At 62.4% G+C, this 18,335-nt stretch carries 19 protein-coding genes; 12 read left to right on the top strand and 7 right to left on the bottom strand.

The window, feature by feature from the left end:
* Positions 1-24: 24 nt before the first annotated feature.
* Positions 25-660: a hypothetical protein gene (locus QM649_RS09865; RefSeq protein WP_415198866.1), complete on the bottom strand. Its 636-nt coding sequence runs from the start codon at positions 658-660 to the stop codon at positions 25-27.
* A gap of 11 nt (positions 661-671) precedes the next feature.
* Positions 672-1,016: a PadR family transcriptional regulator gene (locus QM649_RS09860; protein WP_415198865.1), complete on the bottom strand. Its 345-nt coding sequence runs from the start codon at positions 1,014-1,016 to the stop codon at positions 672-674.
* Positions 1,017-1,226: 210 nt separating this feature from the next.
* Here QM649_RS09860 and QM649_RS09855 point away from each other — a divergent pair, with 210 nt between their 5' ends.
* The 8 genes from QM649_RS09855 to QM649_RS09820 all read left to right on the top strand — a co-directional run bounded on the left by QM649_RS09855 (position 1,227) and on the right by QM649_RS09820 (position 9,625).
* Positions 1,227-1,751: a helix-turn-helix domain-containing protein gene (locus tag QM649_RS09855; RefSeq protein WP_415198864.1), complete on the top strand. Its 525-nt coding sequence runs from the start codon at positions 1,227-1,229 to the stop codon at positions 1,749-1,751.
* On the top strand, positions 1,748-2,332 hold the full coding sequence (locus tag QM649_RS09850; protein WP_415198863.1) for a hypothetical protein: 585 nt from the start codon (positions 1,748-1,750) through the stop codon (positions 2,330-2,332). Before QM649_RS09855 ends, QM649_RS09850 begins: the two co-directional genes overlap by 4 nt.
* Before the next feature lie 95 nt (positions 2,333-2,427).
* Entirely contained in the window at positions 2,428-3,855 is a 1,428-nt protein-coding gene (locus QM649_RS09845; RefSeq protein ID WP_415198862.1) for a flotillin family protein, read from the top strand.
* A 72-nt stretch (positions 3,856-3,927) separates the two neighbouring features.
* Positions 3,928-4,590 carry a PspA/IM30 family protein gene (locus tag QM649_RS09840; protein WP_415198861.1) on the top strand — a complete coding sequence of 221 codons (663 nt, stop codon included), beginning with the start codon at positions 3,928-3,930 and terminating at the stop codon, positions 4,588-4,590.
* Between the two features lie 29 nt (positions 4,591-4,619).
* The gene (locus QM649_RS09835) at positions 4,620-4,979 is read left to right on the top strand and encodes a hypothetical protein (RefSeq protein WP_415198860.1); all 360 of its coding nucleotides are present in this window, start codon (positions 4,620-4,622) and stop codon (positions 4,977-4,979) included.
* Between the two features lie 62 nt (positions 4,980-5,041).
* Positions 5,042-6,514 (top strand): RNB domain-containing ribonuclease, encoded by a 1,473-nt coding sequence (locus tag QM649_RS09830; protein ID WP_415198859.1) that lies wholly within the window; start codon positions 5,042-5,044, stop codon positions 6,512-6,514.
* Positions 6,515-6,524: 10 nt separating this feature from the next.
* The gene (locus QM649_RS09825; RefSeq protein WP_415198858.1) at positions 6,525-9,101 is read left to right on the top strand and encodes an AMP-binding protein; all 2,577 of its coding nucleotides are present in this window, start codon (positions 6,525-6,527) and stop codon (positions 9,099-9,101) included.
* Positions 9,102-9,175: 74 nt separating this feature from the next.
* Positions 9,176-9,625, top strand: coding sequence for a YraN family protein (locus QM649_RS09820; RefSeq protein ID WP_415198857.1), 450 nt, complete (start codon positions 9,176-9,178; stop codon positions 9,623-9,625).
* Between the two features lie 11 nt (positions 9,626-9,636).
* Here QM649_RS09820 and cobA read toward each other — a convergent pair whose 3' ends face one another.
* Genes cobA through QM649_RS09805 form a run of 3 tightly spaced genes read right to left on the bottom strand, consistent with a single transcriptional unit; the run spans position 9,637 to position 12,745 of the window.
* Complete coding sequence (gene cobA / locus QM649_RS09815) at positions 9,637-10,407, bottom strand: uroporphyrinogen-III C-methyltransferase (RefSeq protein WP_415198856.1); 771 nt, start codon at positions 10,405-10,407, stop codon at positions 9,637-9,639.
* Positions 10,404-11,033 (bottom strand): precorrin-2 dehydrogenase/sirohydrochlorin ferrochelatase family protein, encoded by a 630-nt coding sequence (locus QM649_RS09810; protein ID WP_415198855.1) that lies wholly within the window; start codon positions 11,031-11,033, stop codon positions 10,404-10,406. Before QM649_RS09810 ends, cobA begins: the two co-directional genes overlap by 4 nt.
* 5 nt (positions 11,034-11,038) lie before the next feature.
* A complete protein-coding gene (locus QM649_RS09805; protein WP_415198854.1) occupies positions 11,039-12,745 on the bottom strand; it encodes a nitrite/sulfite reductase in 1,707 nt (568 codons plus the stop codon).
* Between the two features lie 236 nt (positions 12,746-12,981).
* Here QM649_RS09805 and QM649_RS09800 point away from each other — a divergent pair, with 236 nt between their 5' ends.
* A complete protein-coding gene (locus tag QM649_RS09800) occupies positions 12,982-13,857 on the top strand; it encodes a bestrophin family protein (RefSeq protein ID WP_415198853.1) in 876 nt (291 codons plus the stop codon).
* A 139-nt stretch (positions 13,858-13,996) separates the two neighbouring features.
* On the opposite strand, the gene QM649_RS09795 is transcribed toward QM649_RS09800, so the two are convergent.
* Positions 13,997-14,449: a hypothetical protein gene (locus QM649_RS09795; RefSeq protein ID WP_415198852.1), complete on the bottom strand. Its 453-nt coding sequence runs from the start codon at positions 14,447-14,449 to the stop codon at positions 13,997-13,999.
* A gap of 127 nt (positions 14,450-14,576) precedes the next feature.
* On the opposite strand from QM649_RS09795, the gene QM649_RS09790 reads away from it, so the two are divergent.
* Positions 14,577-15,449 carry a helix-turn-helix domain-containing protein gene (locus QM649_RS09790; protein WP_415198851.1) on the top strand — a complete coding sequence of 291 codons (873 nt, stop codon included), beginning with the start codon at positions 14,577-14,579 and terminating at the stop codon, positions 15,447-15,449.
* 128 nt (positions 15,450-15,577) lie between these two features.
* Positions 15,578-15,745, top strand: a complete 168-nt coding sequence (locus tag QM649_RS09785; RefSeq protein WP_415198850.1) for a hypothetical protein — start codon at positions 15,578-15,580, stop codon at positions 15,743-15,745.
* 39 nt (positions 15,746-15,784) lie between these two features.
* Here QM649_RS09785 and QM649_RS09780 read toward each other — a convergent pair whose 3' ends face one another.
* The gene (locus QM649_RS09780) at positions 15,785-17,908 is read right to left on the bottom strand and encodes a CocE/NonD family hydrolase (RefSeq protein WP_415198849.1); all 2,124 of its coding nucleotides are present in this window, start codon (positions 17,906-17,908) and stop codon (positions 15,785-15,787) included.
* Positions 17,909-18,132: 224 nt separating this feature from the next.
* Here QM649_RS09780 and QM649_RS09775 point away from each other — a divergent pair.
* A partial coding sequence (locus QM649_RS09775) for a hypothetical protein (RefSeq protein WP_415198848.1) occupies positions 18,133-18,335 on the top strand: 203 nt, incomplete at its 3' end.

The raw sequence follows: 18,335 nt of genomic DNA, 5'->3' as shown, positions 1-18,335 counted from the left end.
CGGGATATCGTGCTTTGGATCGTGCTATCGGGCTGTGCGAAGTGCCTGTCTGGGCGGCAACGGCAGGGCCGCGATGAGGGAGAGAAAGAGGCTGGGCACAAAGTAAAGAACTGCCGGGAGCGAGAGCGGGGGAAGGGCTTCTCTCCCTGGCATGGCTCTGTGCTGAGTGCCGTGTAGCCCGAAGACATGCATCAGCAGAAAGCCTGCGAAGAGAAAGGCCGGAAGCGTGGTCAGGCAACCGCGGAGGATGGCTGGGAACGCGCGGCGCCTGGTAGAGAGGAACAGAACGTAGATGGCGATCGCAGCCCAGAACGGCAGGAGCACAGGCGCGAGCTCAAGCAGCAGAGTGGTGATGGCCGAGGTGGGCCAGTCGAGTTGAATCGCACGCTCCCAGACTGTCTGAAAGAAGGCATTGTGATGCCAGCTCATCATGAGCATCGGAATGGGGATGCACGCAACGAATGAAAAGAGCGCGACCTGCGCATAGTGCATCGCCACTGGGCGTTTGCCGATGACGACGGCGGTCAATGTTTGCCGCCACAGCCAGAAGCGCGAGCGGCCCGCGTGCAGCTCTTCGAGAAGATCGCCGGCGAGCTGGTCCTGGATTGGAGCAGGAGTGCAGTGCCTTAACAGCCAGCGGGTGAGAGGCGGTAGCTTCACAAGGTTTCTCCTTAGAGCGCTGGATCCAGGGCTGGGAGCTTACGCCATAGTTCGGTTAGAACCCGCCGGGTGCGATGAAGTTCCCGCAATCCTTCGCGCGTGAGCTCGAAATAGCGCTTGGCGCGGCCGCCGCGTTCGGGAGTAGGCTCGCCGAGCATGGAGAGTACAAGCTCGCGCTCTTCGAGCCGCGTGAGCACCGCGTAGATGCTGCCCAATGCCATCTCGCGGCCGCGATAGCGGGTCAGCTCGCGGGCAATGCTGACGCCGTAAGCCTGATCACCAAGCTGGACGAGCGCCAGCAGGATGAGCAGTTCGAGTTCGCCGAGCGATGTCTGGTCTTTCGTTTGCCCAAGCATTTCTTCAAAAATAATGAAGAAACTAGAAAGCCGCAACAGAAAGATTTCGGGCGGCTTCCGGACGGGAGTGGAAAGGTTACCAAGGTTTTCTTGCGAAAATTGCAATCAGCGATAGAGTTATTGCGGATTGCAATACGGCGGTCTGATGTACCGAAGCAAACCAAGGCGGCTCGAACCCGGGCGCCGTGGAGGAAAGGCAAGGAAGACGCAATGAAGCTGGGTGAGAAAATCCGTTACCTGCGCGAGGTGGAGGGAAACCTGCGCGGCATGGAACGCGCCATGACGCAGCAGGAGCTGGTGAAGGCGATCAAGGCCGAAGTGGGCGGATCGCTGAGCCAGAGCTACCTCTCGCAGATCGAGAGCGGGGCAAGGCCGCACCTGACCAATGCCACCCGCCAGCTTCTTGCGAAGTTCTTCAAAGTGCATCCTGGCTACCTGGTCGACGATCCGGAAGGCTACCACGCAGAGCTGATGAGCGACGCGCGGACGCTGGAAGACAAGCTGGATCTGTGGCTGGTGGGCGGCGCGGAACGCTTTCGCAGGGACGCGCCGTTAAGGCAGGCGTTGCTGACGCTGGCCAAGCACCAGAACACGCGGGAGTGCCTGCTGCTGATGGAGGCGGTGATCGAGGCGCCGGGGCTGGTGGAACGGCTGCTCGAGGTGCTGCGGCCATCGAGGCACGAGCCAGAAGCGGTGGTGAAGAAGAAGCGGACTGGAAAGGAGTCCGGAGTATGAGCGGAGCATTTCCGTGGGAGGCGTTTTACCTGGTGTGCTTTGCGCTGGGGCTGTCGTTCACGGTGCTGTCATGCCTGGGGATGTTCTCGCACCTGCATTTCGGACATGTTCATCTCCATGCCGGACATGCACATGGCAGCAGCGGTCACAGCGTGAGCCCGATCAACGGCTTTACGATCGCAGGCTTTCTCAGCTGGTTCGGAGGCTGCGGGTATCTGCTGCATCGCTACGGTGGGTTTCTGACGCCGATAGTACTGGGAGCCGCGACGATTGCGGGACTTGCGGGCGGTGCGGTGCTGTTCTGGTTTCTCACCAAGGTGCTGCTGCCGCGGGAGCGCGAACTGACCGCGGCGGATACCGATATCGTCGGCGTGCTGGCGAAGGTGACCGGCACAGTGCATGAGCACGGCACGGGGGAGATTCAGTATTCGCAGAACGGCGCGCGGCGTTTCGCCGTGGCCCGCAGCGAGGATGGGCAGGCCATCTCTCGCGAAACCGAAGTGGTGGTGATGCGTTATGAGCAGGGCATCGCCTGGGTTCGCCGGTGGGATGAACTCGAGGGCGCAGGAGATAGGGTGTAGCGCCCTGGCCCGAATTGTCTGGCAAGTGAAGTTTCAGAGGTAGAGGTCTAAACCGAATTTGCTGTTTTCCTGATGGAAAGGATCAGGAGGCCGTTATGACAAATACTGTCGTTGTGATCGTTGGATTGTCTCTGTTGGCTGTGATTCTGTTGCTCGCGATGCTTGCGAAGATGTTTCGCAAGGCGGGCCCGAACGAAGCGCTGATCGTCTATGGTTTTCGCGGACCCCGCGTGATCAAGGGCCACGGCACGGTGATCTTCCCGATGGTGGAGAACTGCCGTGAGCTCTCGCTCGAACTGATGGGCTTCGACGTTGCGCCGCAGCAGGATTTGTACACGAGGCAGGGCGTGGCCGTGACGGTGGAAGCTGTTGCGCAGATCAAGGTGCGCAGCGACCAGGAGTCGATCCTGACGGCGGCCGAACAGTTCCTGACCAAGACGCCGTCGCAGCGTGAAGGCCTGATTCGCCTGGTGATGGAAGGCCATCTGCGCGGCATCATCGGTCAGCTTACGGTGGAGCAGATTGTGAAGGAGCCGGAGATGGTGGCCGACCGCATGCGCTCGACCTGCTCGGACGACCTGAGCAAGATGGGCCTGGAGGTGGTGTCGTTCACGATCAAAGAAGTGCGCGACAAGAACGAGTACATCACCAACATGGGCCGTCCGGACATCGTGCGTATTCGCCGTGATGCGGACGTAGCCGCGGCCGAGGCCGAGCGCGATACTGCCATTCGCCGCGCGAATGCGCTGCGCGAGTCGGCGGTAGCGAAGGCTGCAGCGGACCAGGAGCGTGTGATCGCAGAGACAGCGTCGCTTGCACGCCAGGCCGAGGCGCAGCGCGACCTCGATATCCAGAAGGCGCAGTACGAGGAGCAGAGCCGCCGCCAGCAGGCGCAGGCTGATAAGGCCTACGAGATCCAGACCAACATCATGCAGCAGCAGGTGACCGCAGAGCAGGTGAAGGTGCAGCAGGTGGAGAAGGAGCAGCAGATCAAGGTGCAGGAAGCGGAAATTCTGCGTCACGAGAAGGAGCTCATCTCGACAGTGCTGAAGCAGGCCGAAGTGGAGCGTCAGCGGATTGAAGCGCTGGCCGCTGCTGAGAAGACGCGCCTTGCCATGGAAGCCGAAGGACGTGCGTCGGCGATCCGCATGCAGGGTGAGGCCGAGGCTGCGGTGATCTTCCAGAAGGGCGAGGCCGAGGCGAAGGCGATGAACGTGAAGGCCGAGGCGTACCAGGAGTGGAACCAGGCCGCGGTGGTGGATCGCATCATCACCAACATGGCCGACGTGGTCCGCGCGATGTCCGAACCGCTCTCGAAGGTGGACAAGGTCACGATCGTCTCGACCGGCAACGACGGTGCGACGGGCGTGAACAAGCTCACCGGCGACTTCACGAAGATCGCCGCGCAGGTTCCGGCGCTCTTCGAGGCTCTTTCGGGCATGGATATGCGCGAGCTGATGTCGAATGTGACCGCGATGAAGCCACGTCCGAATGGTAATGGCTCGTCGCCTGAAGTGAAGTAACTCTACAGCCGCGGCGGAGAGAGAGTCTCCGCCGCGGCATCCCTTTTATTCATTCACGCGAAGGAGGACGATATGGCACTGCTGGAGCGGGTAGCGACGCTGTTGCGGGCAAATCTCAATGACCTGGTCGATAAGGCCGAAGACCCCGAGAAGCTGATGAAGCAGCTTGTTCTCGACATGGAGAACCAGCTGATGCAGGTGAAGACGCAGGTGGCGATTGCGCTTGCCGATCAGCATGTGCTCGATAAGAAGCGGAAAGAGCACGAGGCTGCCGCCGAGGAGTGGAAGCGCAAGGCCGAGCTCGCGGTGAAAAAGGATGCTGACGACCTGGCGCGTGCGGCGCTGGAGCGTGTGTTGAGCAGCGAGCAGATGGCGAAAGGCTTCGCCGAGCAGCTTGAGGATCAGAAGACCGAGGCCGAGACGCTGAAATCGACCCTGCGCAAGCTGGAGCAGAAGCTGGCCGAGACGCGCTCGCGCTGCGAGATGCTGATCGCGCAGCATCGGCGGGCGAAGGTGGTGGGACGCGCGCACCAGGCACAGCAAAAGGCTGACGCGAAGGATCACGCGGCAAGCCTGCAGAAGATGCGTACGCGTATTGTTAGCGCCGAGGCGGAGAATGTCGCGCACGGAGAGCTTGCGGGCGGAGACTCGCTAGAGGACCGCTTTGCGGCACTCGAACGCGAAGAACATATCGACGCGCTGTTAAAGGATCTGAAGGCGCAACATCCGGCATAACCGTGGTGTCAAACAAAGAGAGAGGATCTATGTCGAGCGAGAGACGATGGAGTGCGCCCGAGGGAATCCCGCTGCGAGAGCTGCTCGAGGCCTTGCACGGCGCAAATCTGGATGGCGCGAAGTCGGGCGTAATGGCGAAGGCGCTGAACTCCGCGGTAAAGAGCAACGAAGACTGGAAGCAGGCGCAGGAGGTCTGCCTTGCGGCACTGGCCTCGCCGCATGCGAAGATTCGATGCGCTGCGGCAGAGTGTCTTGGGGAACTGGCTGCCTTGCGCAAGCGAATGGACCTGTCCGTGGTCCGGCAGGCGCTGGTGTTGGCCTGCGAGGACGCTGCGGTGGCCGATGCGGCGCGGGCGAGCCTCGGCCACCTCGATCGCGATGCATCGTAACGACGGGCCTGTTGGCCGCTCCGGATGCGCGGGAGTGCGGCCACGTGCTAGGGTTGAGGCGTATGCATACGGGCGCGCAGTTTGACCTCGCAGCGGCAGCACGGCAGGCAGTGATTGAGCAGGGATTCGAGCCGGATTTTCCGGCGGAGGTGAAGGCCGAGGTCGAACAGATCCTCTCGCGGCCCATGCCTCTGAACCCGAGAGCCGAAGATTTACGCGGCCTGCTATGGTCCTCGATCGATAACGATACTTCGCGTGACCTGGACCAGATTGAGTACGCAGACACGCTGCCGGATGGCCGTACGCGGGTGCGCATCGGCATTGCCGATGTGGATGCCTACGCGCCGAAGGGCTCGGCCATCGATAGCTATGCGCAGCAGGAGACGGCGACGCTTTATACCGGGGTGAAGAACTTCCCCATGCTGCCCGAGGAGCTCTCGACGGGACTGACGTCGCTGCTCGAAGGCGAAGACCGGCTGTGCATGGTGACGGAGTTCGTGCTCGACGCGAATGTCTGCCGCACCGAGAGCTGTATTGCGGAGAGCCGCATCTATCCGGCGATCGTGAGGAACAAGGCGCAGCTTGCGTATCCCGCTGTGGGCGCATGGCTGGCCGGGCGAGGTGAGGCTCCCGAGAAGGTTGCGGCTTCTGCTGAGTTGCAGGAACAACTACGGCTGCAGGATGGCATCGCGCAGCGGCTCCGTGCCGAGCGCGTGAAGCATGGTGCGCTCAACATCGATCTGGCCGAAACGCAATCTACGATCAAGGGTGACGAGATTCATCTCGGAAGCGAACTGCGCAATCCTGCAACGGAGCTGATCGAAGACTTCATGATTGCGGCGAACGGCGTGGTGGCGCGGACGCTGGCAGCGCACAGGATTGCTTCGATCCGTCGCGTAGTGCGCGTGCCGAAGCGCTGGGATCGCATTGTTGCGCTGGCAGCGGAGTATGGCACGGAGCTGCCGGCTGATCCGGATCCGATCTCGCTGAACGAGTTTCTGTGCGCGCGCAAGGAGGCGGATCCCGATCGCTTTCCCGACCTGTCGCTGGCCATCGTAAAGCTGCTGGGTCCCGGCGAATATGTGCTCGAACGGTCGGGCGGTGAGCCGGTGGGGCACTTCGGCCTTGCGGTGGAGGACTACACTCACTCGACCGCGCCGAATCGTCGTTATGCGGACCTGATAACGCAGCGTCTGCTGAAGGCGATGATCGCGGGTGCGCCCAGTCCATATACGGATGAAGAGCTGTCTGCCATTGCCGCGAACTGCACCGTGAAGGCTGCCGCGGAGCGCAAGCTGGAGCGGGCGATGCAGAAGCGCATGGCCGCCGTGGCATTGTCCAATCGCATCGGCCAGCATTTCCACGCGATTGTGACCGGCGTGAATGAGCATGGAACGTTCGTGCGTACACTCACTCCGCGCGTGGATGGCATGCTGGTGCAAGGCAAGAGCGGCCTCGATGTGGGCGACAAGATCGACGTGAAGCTGGTGCACACGGACGCGGCACATGGCTTCATCGACTTTGCGCGGGCGTAGGGGAAGAAGCATGCGCACGCAACTGGCCTCCCTGGTAGACGACTGGCGTCGTCATGGAAATGCAACCGCGGTTGTTACGTATCGCGGCAATCGCCGTGTAGCGACGAGCTATGCCGAGCTGGCAAAGCTTGCCGATCGCTTTTCAGTAGAGCTGAGGCGGCGTGGAGTCGGCGCAGGGGAGCGCGTTGTTCTGTGGGGAGCGAACGGCCCGGAGTGGATCGGCGCTTTCTTTGGCTGCATCCTGCGGGGCGTGATCGCAGTGCCGCTCGACGCGGCCGGGGCTGCGGATTTCGCGCGCAGAGTGGTTGCCGAGACGTCGCCGAAGCTGATCGTCGGGGATGCGGAACTGCTCGCGTCGCTGGATGGCGAGCGGATACCCTTCGAGCGCTTTTCCGAGCGGCTGGCAGTGGCGAGTGCTCCGGAACAGCCTGACCCTTCGCTTGGGTCCGATACGCCGTTGCAGATTCTCTTCACCTCAGGCACGACGGCGGAGCCGAAGGGCGTGGTGCATACGCACCGCAACATCGCCGCGAGTGTCGCGCCGATCGAACGCGAGATCGGCAAGTATCTGAAATATGAGAAGTACGTGCATCCGCTGCGGTTCCTGCATACGCTGCCGCTGAGCCACGTCTTTGGGCAATTCATGGCGCTGTGGATTCCGCCTCTGCTGGCGGCCGAGGTGCACTTCGAATCGCGCCTGCAGGCCGGGCGCCTGATGGAAATCTCGCGGCGTGAGCGCATCAGTGTGCTGGCCGCGGTGCCGCGCGTGCTCGAACTGCTGCGGGAGGCGCTGCTGGCCGAGTTCCCAAAGCTTCAGCAGGATCTGGGCGCTGCACAGGGCGAGAAAGTGTGGAGGCGCTGGTGGCGCTTCCGGGGAATTCATCGCAAATTTGGTTACAAATTCTGGGCTTTCGTCTGCGGAGGAGCATCGCTGCCGGCGGATCTTGAGCAGTTCTGGAATACGCTGGGTTTCGCGCTGGTGCAAGGCTATGGCATGACCGAGACCGCCGCGCTGATTTCGCTGAACCATCCGTTCAAGGTAGGCAAGGGCACGATGGGCAAGGTGCTGCCGGGACGCGATGTGGAAATTGGCGAGGATGGCGAAGTGCGCGTGCGCGGCGACATGGTGTCGACTTCGACCTGGCGCAACGGACGGTTGGAGCAGGCAGAATCGCCATGGCTTTCTACTGGCGACCTGGCACAGCGCGACGAAAGCGGGCAGCTACGATTTCTCGGCCGCAAGAACCAGATGATCGTGACGTCGTCGGGCCTGAATCTGCATCCGGAAGATGTAGAGCGTGCGCTGGATGCGCAGCCCGGTGTGCAGGCTTCAGTGGTGGTGGCGCAGGCCACGCAGCGTGGGCCGGAGCCAGTAGCGGTGTTGCTGGTGCGTGGCTCGCGAGAAGAAGCGGAGCAGGCTATCGCAGGAGCAAATACAAGTCTCGCTGAGTTCCAGCGGGTGCGGCGCTGGCGGCTGTGGCCGGAGCTCGATTTCCCGCGCACGGCAACAGGAAAGATTCGGCGTGGCAAGGTGGCAGAGTGGGTGAATGCTGTCTCCGTGGAGGAAAACGCCACTGTATCTGTGACAGATAGCGATGCGGTACTGGCTGCGGTTCTCGGTATCACCGGCGCAAAGCCCTCGCGGCAGGATGAAGGTGCGCGGCTCGCAGAGGATCTGGGCCTCGATAGCCTGGGACGCGTGCAGGTGCAGGCAGAGCTCGAGCAGCGCTTCGGAATAGCTCTGGGCGACCAGGAGCTGGAGCAGGTGGAGACGCTGGGAGAGCTGCGGAGGCTGCTTGGAGTCGCGGGGACAGCGCCTGTGGCTGCAGTAGAAGCTGTTCCTGCCGTAGGTGATGCCGAACCCGCTACTTCGGTGGCGGCAGCTTCGCATCGCGAACGCGATCTCTATCCGCATTGGCCGTGGTCCTTGCCGATGCGCCTGGGCCGGGCTCTCTTTATCGAAGCGGTGCTGCGCCCGCTGGTATGGCTTCTGGCTGCGCCACAGGTGAAGCGGACGGTACCGCTCTATTCGTCACAGCCGTTGTTACTGATTGCCAATCATGTGAGCACTTATGACATGCCGCTGGTTCTTTACGCGCTACCGGGCGCGATGCGGCGGCGGATGGCGGCGGCGATGGCAGCGAATATGCTGAAGGACTGGCGCGCGCGGCGAGGTTTCGGAAATGTGTTTCTCGATACGCTGGGTCCGCTTACGTATCTCGTGGTGACGGCGGTGTTCAATGTGTTTCCCCTGCCGCGGAGCGCAGGCTTTCGCCGCAGTTTCGCGCATACGGGTGAGGCTCTTGACCGGGGATTCAATGTGCTTGTCTTTCCAGAGGGGCATCGTTCAGACGGCACGTTGCAACGCTTCCGGCCCGGCATCGGCTTGCTGGTACAGGAGTCGAAGACCGCGGTGCTTCCGGTGGCCCTGGCGGGCCTTGGGGCGATGAAGGCTGGGCGTGAGCGGTGGTTCCGCTCCGGGAACTTGCGGGTGGTGGTGGGCACGCCGTTGCGCTTTGAGCCGGGCCTCTCGGCGGAAGAGATCACCGAACAGTTGCGCGCAGAGATCGAGCGCTTGCTGCGCTAGGCTGGCGCGAAATTCCACAGCGCCATAACCAAAGTACTGTATGAGATTCGCCGCCGTTCATTCAGAATGGCGGCGTGTTTCTCCTAGACCTTTTTGATTGCTCTCTCTCGTCGCTCGAGCGGCTTGCGCAGCGGCGCGCGGAGAGCGAACAGCGGACGCAGCACCTGGCGACGGGTGAGCGTGGTGAGCGGGATGCCTTCTTTCACCTGCGCCGGCAGGGTTTTGTCGTTACGGCGCGGCGATGGCGCTCTTCGCGCGCGCGGGGAGACCTCGACCTGGTGGCATGGGATGGGGATACGCTCTGTTTTATCGAGGTGAAGACGCGGACGACGCGCACCGTGGCGCCTGCCGAAGCAGCGGTCGATCATGACAAGCAGAAGACGCTCTCGCGGCTGGCCTTTGAGTATCTGAAGCAGTTACAGAAAGAAGATGTCCCGGTGCGCTTCGACGTGGTGTCGGTGTACAGCGAGCCGGGAAAGTCGCCGGAGTTCGAGCACTTTCGCGGCGCCTTCGGCTGGCGCTGAACGCGATATCGCTAGGCAGGGGTTTCGATCTCCGCGAGCGCGCTCTGGATCAGGGGCTCGATGGCGGAGGCGTCCGCGCTCAGTTCAGCGAAGACCCATCCGGCGAGCAACAGTACCGGCGCGGGGCCGGATTCGGTCGCAGGCAGCGTGGCGAGTGTGCTCACGGCGATCTGCTGATCCGGCTGTGCGGCGCGGGAGATCGCGACGCACGGAAATTCCGGCGGCAGGCCTTCGGCACGCCATTCCGCTGCGATGGCGTTGAAGTCGCGGCCCGGCATGTAGACGATGCGTGTGGCTGCGGCGGGGTCGTGGATGTGCCGCAGGGTGGCGTCCGGCGCATGGTGACCGGAGCGGAAGACGATACCCGAGGCAGCGCGGCGGTCCGTCAGCGAGCACTGCAGGGCGGCTGCTGCGGCAAAGGCCGCAGTGATACCGGGAACGATTTCGAAGAGTATGTCCGCCGCGCGGAGCGCATCCATCTCCTCGGCGGCGCGGCCAAATACCAGCGGATCTCCGCTCTTGAGACGCACGACAGAGAGCCCTTCCTGCGCCTTCTCGACCATCAGCTGGTTGATCTCTTCCTGTGTGATCTTCTTGGTGCCGCAGCGCTTGCCCACGCTTATGTTGAGTGCGTCCGGGTTGGCGAGCGCAAGGATGGCGGCAGGCACGAGATCGTCGTAGAGCACGACGTCTGCGGCGGCCAGCAGACGTGCAGCCTTTACTGTGAGCAGGTCAGGATCGCCGGGACCGGCGCCGATGAGAGAGACGCGGCCGTTCCTCATGCGCGGACCTCCTCCCGCTTCGCTGCGAGCGCAAGCTTCTGCGCCGGGCAGGTAGCAGGCTCGCAGGTGGGGCGCTGGGCGAGCTGATGAAGCAGGAGCTTGCGGTCTTCCCCGGGTTCGTAATGTTCAAGGATCTCGCGCCTCTGCTCGCCGATGTCGCGCAGCCACGGGCCGATGTCTGGCGGGAGCTGTGCGTCGATCTCCTTGCGCAGCCTCTGCGCGAAGGCTGGACTTTCGCCCGCGGTCGAGATGGCGATCTGCAGGTCTCCGCGCGTGACAATTGAGCCGAAGTAGAAATCGCAGTTCGGCGGATCGTCGACCGAGTTGCAGAGCAGGTTACGGCGCAGGGCCTCTTCGTAAATGGCCGTGTTGACCGCGGAATCGTTGGTAGCGGCGATGACGAGAAAGAGATTGTCGAGATCTTCCGGGCGATAGCCGCGCTCTTCGAGCGTGATGTGGCCGCTTGCGGCCAGTGCGGCAATCTCAGGATGAACCTGCGGCGCGACGACGCGCACAATCGCCCCGGCATGCAGCAGTGCCGGAATCTTCTGCAGCGCGACCGTGCCCGCGCCGATGACGAGGCATGGGCGACGGTCGAGCTTAAGAAAAATCGGCAGAAGATTCATAGCGCTTATTCGCCGTATCCGGCGCGGGTTGCGGTGTCGCGTTCTACCGGAGCGAGGACTTCGCCTGCGAGGCGGGCGCGGATGGCGTCTGCTTCGTGGCGTGAGAAGTAGCTGCGCAGATTCTCACCTTCGTTACGCTCGTTCAGATAGGTATTGAGCAGGCGCTCGAGCGCGTCGGGAACCTCGGTCGCCGGGACACGATAGCCCACCGGGCGCGCGATTGCGGCGTGTGCGCCGACGGCTCCGCCGACGCAGAAGTAGAACGCGTCGACCATCTTGCCTTCGTGCTTTACCTTCTTGCCTTCGAGGCCGATGTCGGCGATCCAGTGCTGGCCGCAGCTGTTGGGGCAGCCGGTCACGTGCAGCTTGAGCTGCTGATCGAAACCGGGCAGGCGGCCTTCCAGCTCTTCCACCAGCCAGCGCGAGAAGCTCTTCGTCTCGCTGATGGCGAGCTTGCAGAACTCGGTGCCGGTGCAGGCGATGGTGCCACGCCAGAAGTTGGTGCCGTCCACTTGCAGGCCGATCTTACCCAGCTCCTCGGCCAGCTTGCCGGCCTCGGACGTGTGGATGTTCACGAAGATCAGGTTCTGCATGATGGTCGCGCGGAGCTGGCCGTTGCCGTACTGCTCGGCGAGGTCGGCTGCGGCGGCAAGCTGATCGCCCGTGAGGCGTCCGCGCAGCACCGATGCGCCCACATAGCTGAGGCCGGGCTGCTTCTGCGCGTGGATGCCCACGTGGTCGCGCAGCGTGTCCTGCGGCAGCACTTCGGGTGCGGCAGGCTCAAACCTGGTTTCGAGACGGCGCTCAATCTCCTCCAGGAAGCTTTCGGCGGTCCAGTTCTCACGCATGAAGAGGTACTTGATGCGTGCACGGTCGCGGCTCTCACGCAGCACTTCCTGGTCGCGGAAGATGGAGGTGATCGCACCGGCGACAGCGACAGCCTGGTCAGGACGAACGAATGCGTTCAGCTTTACGGCAAGATGCGGCTCGTTGGAGAGCCCGCCGCCCACGCGCACGGTGTAGCCTACCTCGCCCACGTCATTTTTCACGGCGGTGAAGGCGATGTCGTTGATCTCTGGGTACGAGCACCACACCGGGCACCCGGTGGCGCAGATCTTGAACTTGCGCGGCAGGTTGTAGAACTCGGGGTTGGCGACCAGCGCCTGTGCGAGTTCGACGGCCAGACCGGAGGCATCGGCGATCTCTTCATGATCGACACCGGCGAGCGGGCAGCCGGTCACGTTGCGGACCACGTCGCCGCAAGCGCCCTTGGGCGAGAGGCCGATCTTGTCGAGCGTGTCGACGATCTCGGGGATGTCTTCGATTGTGAGCCAGTGCAGCTGGATATTCTGCCGCGTGGTGATGTCGGCGAGATTGCGTGCGTACTTCTTCGTGAGATCGGCGATGGTGCGCAGCTGGTGCGAGCTGAGTATGCCGTTGGGGATACCGATGCGCAGCATGAAGTATTCGGTGGTCAGCCCTTCGCCGCCCTTGCCGCCGGTCACGCCTGCGCCGTCGCCCTGCGTGTAGATGCCCCACCACTTGAAGTAGGCGTTTGCCCACTCGGGCACGACGCTCGAACGGCCTTCGCGGGCGAAGGTGCGGACTTCATCGAAGACCTCCCAGGGGTTCTTCTCGCGCTTCAGGCGCTCCATGCGCTGGGCTTTGGTCTCTTTCGGTGCGGCCTGCGGGGTCGGTGTCGTCTGCGTCATCTCGTCTCTTTGTTCTCAAAAATGAAAAGCCCACCGTTGCGGTGGGCCGGGCGGAGCGTGTGGCGATTCGGGTGCAGCTACACGCGTGTCCGGCTCGGCACAGGACAACATGCAGGACAGAGACAAGCCGGGTTGATATGGATCCGCATACTCCAAGGATAACTGCGCCAGCAGGCAGCGGCAAGCGGGGACGCGGGCGCGAAGAGATCCCAACGCCCGTTAAAATCGGTACCACGATGAAACGGCAGGGGAAACAGCATTGGTTTCTGATGCTCTTCGAGTGGCAGGGCTCGGTTCTTAGGGAGATTCTTCCCCGGCTGGGGATCATGTTCCTGTACTCGTGTGCGGTGGTCTACACCGGCGGCCGCCTCGGCCGCTTTCATATCGATCTCAACGTGGCGCCGTTCACGCTGATCGGCGTGGCGATCTCTATTTTCCTCGGATTTCGTAACAGTGCCAGTTACGACCGCTTCTGGGAGGGCCGCAAGCTGTGGGGTGCGCTGATGAACACTCTGCGCGCCCTGGCGAGGCAGGGAAGAACGCTTGCGGGGCTTGATCCCGATGACGACAGGCTGAAAGAGTGGGCGGCGTTGCTGACGGCCTGTCCACATGCGCTCGAGCACCAGCTGCGCGGCACGGATGCCATGCCGGAGCTGGGGCGTCTGCTCTTGCCTGAGACCTGCGCGCGACTGCAGGCCGCGCGCTTCCGGCCTATCGCACTGACAGAGCGGATGGCGGAATGGGTGGTTGCGCGTCAGCGGGAGGAACGCTTTGGCGAGATGACGCTGTCCGCCTTCGACCGCAACCTGGACGAGCTGGCGAACATCATTGGCGGCTGCGAGCGCATCGCCAACACGCCGATTCCCTATGGGTATTCGGTCATCATCCACCGGACGGTCTACATCTACTGCGCGCTGCTGCCCTTTGGCCTGCTCGATACGATCGGGCTGCTGACGCCGGTGATGGCGACCTTCATCGCGTACACGTTTATCGCGCTCGAGACGCTGGCCAGCGAGCTGGAAAATCCCTTCGGGACGGACTTCAACGACCTGCCGCTCGAGGTGATGAGCGGTAATATCGAGCGGGCTGTGCTTGAAGTGACCGAGATTTAAGTTTCGCTTTCTTCCCGCGCGAAGCATGGAAAGAGAGAGATTCGGTGTCACGTATCTCGTTCGGTTCCGCGTGTTTCGATGTAGATCGCGACCAGCGGGGGGTGGGTGCCGAAGCGGGTCACCCTGCGCGGAGCAGCAGTTAGCGCTGGGCCAGCCAGGCATCCTCGAAGCTGCTGACGCAGGCCTGTCCGCCTTTCTTCTTTCCGTCACTGCTCTTCGTTGAATAGAACGCCGTGTCTGATCCTTTGAGATAGGCGTGCATGTGGACCTCCGATGAGAAGGTCATGGTGTAGCCCCAGTCCGTGGTTTTACCGGTGTCGTCGGTCTTCTGCGTGTTGCGGCCGTCGCGCTCATTCTTGTGGTCGAAGCGCAGTACGATGTCGGCAGTTTCCGGATCGTCGATGATCTTGAAGTGTCCCCAGCGATTCAGCTGATCGAGCGCTCCGTCGGAGACCTCGCCCGTCTTCGTATCGTTGATGATGGCAATCGTCTTCGCGGTAAATACAGCCTTGGGCAGAGAAGACTGCGCGGTGGCATAAAGGGCGAACGAGGCAACGAGGGCGAAGGCTGCAGGACGTGCGAGCGGCTTCATGCAGGAACTCCAGACGGATCAGGCTGGACAGCAAGTGGCAATTGCGCACCAGCATAGCACCGCTCTTTCCGGAAGAGATCTCCTCGCGATGCCGCTTCGGGTGCATGATGGAAGAGAGGAGTCGCGCGTGAGTCGCATCTCAGTCATCCGACAGGATCGGGTTGTGCCGCTGCTTCCGGGGCGTCCGGAGCAGAGCAGCGCGCACCTGGCATGGCGTGGCCTCAATGCAGAGAAGCATATCGTCGGCGCGGTTGAAATTCCCGAGCACGAGCACACTTCGCTGTGCCTCCACATGCAGACCAGCAGCCCGGTGGAGATGGAGTGGTGGAGTGACGGCAGGCATGGCCAGGAGCGCACCGGTCCCGGTTCCCTGATGTTGCTCGATGCTGGCACGCGCGATCGGCTGCGCTGGGCTGCCGGATCACGCCGCCTGGTGGTTACGGTAGACCCTGCAATGGTGCAACGCGCGGCGCAGGAACTGCATATGCCGATATCGACCGGCTTCGCCAATCGCTGGAACTTCGAGGATCGCCAGCTGCGCCTGCTGCTGACGGAAATCGATCGCGAGATGTCCTCGGGCTGGGAGACCGGAGCGCTCTACGGCGATCTGCTCGGCATGTCACTCACGGTCGCGCTGCTGCGCAAATATGGTGCGGCTCATACTGCTGTACCCAGGGTCTCCAACCGGCAGATGCGGCGCGTGATCGACTTCATCCATGAGCACAGCCACGCGGCGCTGCGGCTGGAGCAACTGGCCGAGATCGCCGGAATGAGCGTCTTCCATTTTGCCCGAAGCTTTCGCGAGGCTACCGGGCTTACCCCGCATCGTTACGTGATGGGAGAGCGCATCCGTCGCGCGCGGATCCTGCTGGAGCGCGGTTCGCAGAGCATGGCCGAGATTGCAGCGGAGACCGGCTTCGCGACATCGCAGCACTTCGCGCGCGCCTTCCGCGGAATTACCGGCCTGAGTCCGACGGCATGGCGTCAGCAGCGCGGCTGAGGATATTTCGCAGGAATCGATACAACACCGCAGGAACAGACACAGGCGCCCATGCATGCGGCCTATAACAGAGGCATGGCAGGACGGACTTCACTCCGCCCTGGCCGGCGAAAGAGAGGAAGATCGCCATGGCTCTGGAGATTGTTGGCGCGCTGATCGTGTTGTCTCACCTGATGGTGATGGGGGCTTTGATCCTGTGGTTCGGGCTGCGCAAGCCCACCACGATGGAGCAGTTTCGGACGCGTTTCAAGCAGCAGTTCCTCGGGATCGAGCAGAAGAACGGAAAGCGCTCGTAAGAGCGGCCACAAGCGGTAGCCGCTCTTGCCCCGCGAGTGTTATTCGGCCACCGGCAGCACGATATGCGAGCCCGCATAGATGTGCTGCTCGGCGGCCTTGTAGTCCGAAGGCTTCGCTTTCATGATGTCCGGTACGAAGGTCTGCGGGTTGCGGTCATAGAGCGGGAACCAGCTGCTCTGCACCTGCACCTCGATGCGGTGCCCCTTCTTGAATACGTGATCCGCGCCGTGCAGGCTGAACTTGTACTCTTCGGGCTTGTTTGCCGGAATCGCCTCCGGGTGCTCGTATCCGGTGCGATAGCGGCCGCGGAAGATCTCGTCGACTACCATGAGTTGATAGCCGGCCATGTCGCCCAGACCCGCATCGTCCGGGTTCTCGTCGATAAGCTTCACGACCCAGTCGGAATCGGTGCCTGACGTCGACGCGACAATGTCGGCCAGTATGTCACCGGTGATGGTGACATCGTGATCGAGGATCGGCGTCTTCCATGTGGCTACGTCGCTGCGCGTCTCATTGGGCTTCTGGTTCTCGACCAGCCAGTAGTACCAGTGCGATCCGGTTGGCGCATAGGTCGCCTCGATAGGCCGCTTGCGATAGTTCACGGGGGAAGCAGGATCGGACGTGTAGGCGGTAAAGGCCGTCTCGGACGCAGGCTTGTCAAAGCTTAACGTGTGATCTGTTTCGAGAAAGAGTTTCCGCGCTGTGATCCCTTGCTTCGGCGGCCACACTGGATACTGCTTCCATACGTTCGAGCCGGTCTGGAAGCTGATGGCGCTCTCGGCATCGAAACCGGGCTGATCCTTGAGGTAGTGCGCAAAGAATGGCGCTTCGACGTGCTGCCGGAACCAATCGCCGGTCGCCGATCCAAAGTCCACTGCGCCCAGCTTGCGCGTGGTGAGCGTCCACTGGCCGTGGTTCCAGGGGCCGAGCGCGATGTAGACTTCGTTCTTCGCATCATGCGGTTTGAGCGCGGCGTACTCGGCCTGCGGTCCCCACATGTCCTCCTGGTCCCACCAGCCGCCGACCTCGAGCGTAGGCACGGTCACGCGGTCCAGATGCGGCTGCACCGCGCGCGATTGCCAGAAGTCGTCATACGAAGGGTGTTCGATGAAGGCTTTGCCAGTCGGCAGATCATCCACTCCGGATTTGCCTGCGGCCGCGAACGATCCGGCCTTCAGGAAAAAGTCGTAGGCATCTTCCTTGAGCGGCTGGAAGGTGGCTTCCTTGCTCGACTCCATGCCAAGTATATAGTCGTAGCCATAGGTCTGGCGAAAGGCTCCGTTGTGGAAGAAGTCGTCGCCGATCCATACATCCGTCATCGGCGCCTGGGGTGAGATCGCCTTCACTGCAGGGTGCGGATCGATGCCGGCCTCGGCTGCGAGGAATCCGGGATAGGAGACACCGGCCACACCGACGCGGCCATTGTTGTTCGGGACGTTCTTGAGAATCCACGCGACCGTGTCATAGGTGTCCGTGCTCTCGTCGGTGTCCTTCGTGTCGTGCGACTGCGGATCATGGTGCGCCGCGATGGGCCGCATCATGACGAACTTGCCCTGCGACTCGTACCGACCGCGAATGTCCTCCATCACGAAGATGTATCCGCTCTGCGCCAGTTCGGTGAACTGTGAGTTCATGCGATCGGGTACGTAGCCGTCCACGCCATAAGGTGTGCGCTGCATCATGAAGGGCAGCGGCTCATTCGTGTCCGTGGGCCGGAGGATGGCAGCATGCAGCTTCACGCCGTCGCGCATGGGGATCATTACATCCTGCCGCACATAGGGGCGGAAGTGGTTATGCTCGGGCCTATCGCCCACGCGCAGGGCCTCGGAGGGGGTGGGGATGCCGCGCACGCTGTGTGTCCAGTGGATGGCCGTGGCCTTGTCGCCGGAGAGAACGAACTCGTAGCGCAGCTTGCCGTTCTCCGCCGTGAAAGCATCACCGCCCGCGGGCGTGAGCGTCATCGCAGCGGTGCGCGGCGTCTCGATCGTGAGGTGATCGCCCGCAGCGAAGATGGAGTAGACGATCTCCGGCTCGGAGGCTTCGCTGTACTGTCCGGCGAAGCGGTCGAGGCTGCTCTGCCCGAAAGAGTACGCATGGGAGAAGAGCAGGCCGGCGACGGTGAAGGCGAGGGCAGCGCGGCGCGACAGAGGGCAGTCGTGCATTAGGATATGGCTCCTTGGATAAGCGATGGCAGGCGGGCGACGAAGAAGGTCCAGTCTAAATGGACGTTGTGTTTTGACCTGCATGCTTTTCGACGCAAAAGCGCGAGGTTTACGAAGGATTTTGAAAGCGGTTACAATCGCGAGCGTTTGGTCTCCGCTTTTGCCCGCGCAGATGTCGGATTCGAGCTGGTTTCTGGATGCCTCTGTTTTTCAGGAGAGACGGTATGACGATTCCCCGCTGGTTTCGTGCGTCGATGGCCGCAGTCGCTGTGGCTTCGCTTTCGCTGACGCTCTTTGCGCAGGTGACGGAGACCGCGCCGGTGCCTTCCACGGTGACTGTGCACGTGGATGCGGCGAAGACAGCCGATTACAGGATTCCGCGTACGATCTTCGGCAGCTTCCTCGAGCCGATCGGCAACTCGACCTA

Origin of the sequence: Silvibacterium sp. (genome assembly GCF_047605705.1) — a bacterium.
In the GTDB taxonomy this organism is placed as follows: domain Bacteria; phylum Acidobacteriota; class Terriglobia; order Terriglobales; family Acidobacteriaceae; genus Silvibacterium.
This window is presented reverse-complemented; position numbering and strand designations above follow the sequence as displayed.

What these genes read in the sequence shown, in the direction of transcription:
- QM649_RS09860 (WP_415198865.1), bottom strand. Translation starts at nt 1,016, where the DNA reads ATGCTTGGGCAAACGAAAGACCAGACATCGCTCGGCGAACTCGAACTG.
- QM649_RS09855 (WP_415198864.1), top strand. Translation starts at nt 1,227, where the DNA reads ATGAAGCTGGGTGAGAAAATCCGTTACCTGCGCGAGGTGGAGGGAAAC.
- QM649_RS09850 (WP_415198863.1), top strand. Translation starts at nt 1,748, where the DNA reads ATGAGCGGAGCATTTCCGTGGGAGGCGTTTTACCTGGTGTGCTTTGCG.
- QM649_RS09845 (WP_415198862.1), top strand. Translation starts at nt 2,428, where the DNA reads ATGACAAATACTGTCGTTGTGATCGTTGGATTGTCTCTGTTGGCTGTG.
- QM649_RS09840 (WP_415198861.1), top strand. Translation starts at nt 3,928, where the DNA reads ATGGCACTGCTGGAGCGGGTAGCGACGCTGTTGCGGGCAAATCTCAAT.
- QM649_RS09835 (WP_415198860.1), top strand. Translation starts at nt 4,620, where the DNA reads ATGTCGAGCGAGAGACGATGGAGTGCGCCCGAGGGAATCCCGCTGCGA.
- QM649_RS09830 (WP_415198859.1), top strand. Translation starts at nt 5,042, where the DNA reads ATGCATACGGGCGCGCAGTTTGACCTCGCAGCGGCAGCACGGCAGGCA.
- QM649_RS09825 (WP_415198858.1), top strand. Translation starts at nt 6,525, where the DNA reads ATGCGCACGCAACTGGCCTCCCTGGTAGACGACTGGCGTCGTCATGGA.
- cobA (WP_415198856.1), bottom strand. Translation starts at nt 10,407, where the DNA reads ATGAGGAACGGCCGCGTCTCTCTCATCGGCGCCGGTCCCGGCGATCCT.
- QM649_RS09810 (WP_415198855.1), bottom strand. Translation starts at nt 11,033, where the DNA reads ATGAATCTTCTGCCGATTTTTCTTAAGCTCGACCGTCGCCCATGCCTC.
- QM649_RS09805 (WP_415198854.1), bottom strand. Translation starts at nt 12,745, where the DNA reads ATGACGCAGACGACACCGACCCCGCAGGCCGCACCGAAAGAGACCAAA.
- QM649_RS09800 (WP_415198853.1), top strand. Translation starts at nt 12,982, where the DNA reads ATGAAACGGCAGGGGAAACAGCATTGGTTTCTGATGCTCTTCGAGTGG.
- QM649_RS09795 (WP_415198852.1), bottom strand. Translation starts at nt 14,449, where the DNA reads ATGAAGCCGCTCGCACGTCCTGCAGCCTTCGCCCTCGTTGCCTCGTTC.
- QM649_RS09785 (WP_415198850.1), top strand. Translation starts at nt 15,578, where the DNA reads ATGGCTCTGGAGATTGTTGGCGCGCTGATCGTGTTGTCTCACCTGATG.
- QM649_RS09780 (WP_415198849.1), bottom strand. Translation starts at nt 17,908, where the DNA reads ATGCACGACTGCCCTCTGTCGCGCCGCGCTGCCCTCGCCTTCACCGTC.